The organism is Collinsella sp. AF29-7AC (genome assembly GCF_003475665.1).
Lineage (GTDB): Bacteria > Actinomycetota > Coriobacteriia > Coriobacteriales > Coriobacteriaceae > Collinsella.
This window is the reverse complement of record NZ_QRQX01000053.1, coordinates 1-1,056: the sequence shown is the minus strand read 5'-3', so window position 1 is coordinate 1,056 and position 1,056 is coordinate 1. Positions and strand designations below refer to the sequence as shown.

Below are 1,056 nucleotides of genomic sequence, written 5' to 3'. Positions count from 1 at the left end.
GGCGTTGCCGCCAACATCCTGCCGGCCATGGGCTTCGCCATGCTCGGCCGCCTGGTGCTCACCAAGCAGCTCGTGCCCTTCTACTTCCTGGGCTTCCTGCTGTGCTCCTACGCCAACGTGCCCGTCCTGGGCGTCGCCCTGATCGCCATCATCATCGGCATCGACAAGTTCGACCTGCTCGGCCTGGGCGGAGCCCAGCCCCAGCTTTCCGCGGAAGGGGATGAGGACGATGACTTCTAGTCCCGAGAACAAGATCACGCGCTCCGACCTCGTCAAGAGCGCCGTCAACGTCGGCGCCCTGGGCATGGAGTTCTCCTGGACCTACTACAAGCAGATGAACATCGCCTTCTGCCTGATGGTCGCCAACATGCTCAAGAAGATCTACGCCGGCCGCCCCGACGACTACGCCGAGGCCCTGCATCGCCACTGCGCGTTCTTCAACATCACCGTCCAGTTCGCCCCGTTCGTCGGCGGCATCGCGATGGCCATGGAGGAGAAGGTCGCCCGCGGCGAGATCGAGCCCGAGAGCGTCAACGACGTCAAGGCCGCCCTCATGGGCCCGCTGTCCGGCATCGGCGACTCCATCTTCCTGTCGACGCTGCGCGTGGTCGCCGCCGCGGTGGGCATCAGCCTGTGCCAGGCCGGCAACCCCTTCGGCCCCATCGCCTTCCTGCTCATCTACAACGTCCCCGGCTTCGCGCTGCGCATCTGGGGCGCCGTCAAGGGCTACGAGCTGGGCGTGGGCTTCCTGGACGAGGCCCAGAGGACCGGCCTCATGCAGAAGATCATGACCTGCGTGGGCATCGTGGGCGTCATGGTCGTGGGCGCCATGTGCAAGGACATGTTCTGGGCCAGCATCCCGGTGGCCATCGGCTCGGGCGAGGACGCCCAGACCCTCCAGGACATCCTGGACGGCATCATGCCCGGCATGCTCGGCATGCTCGCCTTCTGGCTGTACTACTGGCTGCTGTCCAAGAAGATCAACCCCATGGTGCTGATCGTGGCCACCATGGTCGTGGGCATCATCGGCGCGTTCTTCGGCGTGCTGGCGTAAGG

2 protein-coding genes are annotated in these 1,056 nt (G+C 65.4%); both read left to right on the top strand.

Annotated elements, in window-relative coordinates:
- The coding region (locus tag DWZ15_RS10305) for a PTS sugar transporter subunit IIC (RefSeq protein WP_147324175.1) at positions 1-240 on the top strand (240 nt) is incomplete at its 5' end.
- Entirely contained in the window at positions 221-1,054 is an 834-nt protein-coding gene (locus DWZ15_RS10300; protein ID WP_117565064.1) for a PTS system mannose/fructose/sorbose family transporter subunit IID, read from the top strand. The genes DWZ15_RS10305 and DWZ15_RS10300, both read left to right, overlap by 20 nt.
- The last annotated feature ends 2 nt before the right edge of the window (positions 1,055-1,056 follow it).

Coding starts and splice junctions, on each gene's coding strand:
- DWZ15_RS10300 (WP_117565064.1), top strand. CDS start 221: ATGAGGACGATGACTTCTAGTCCCGAGAACAAGATCACGCGCTCCGAC.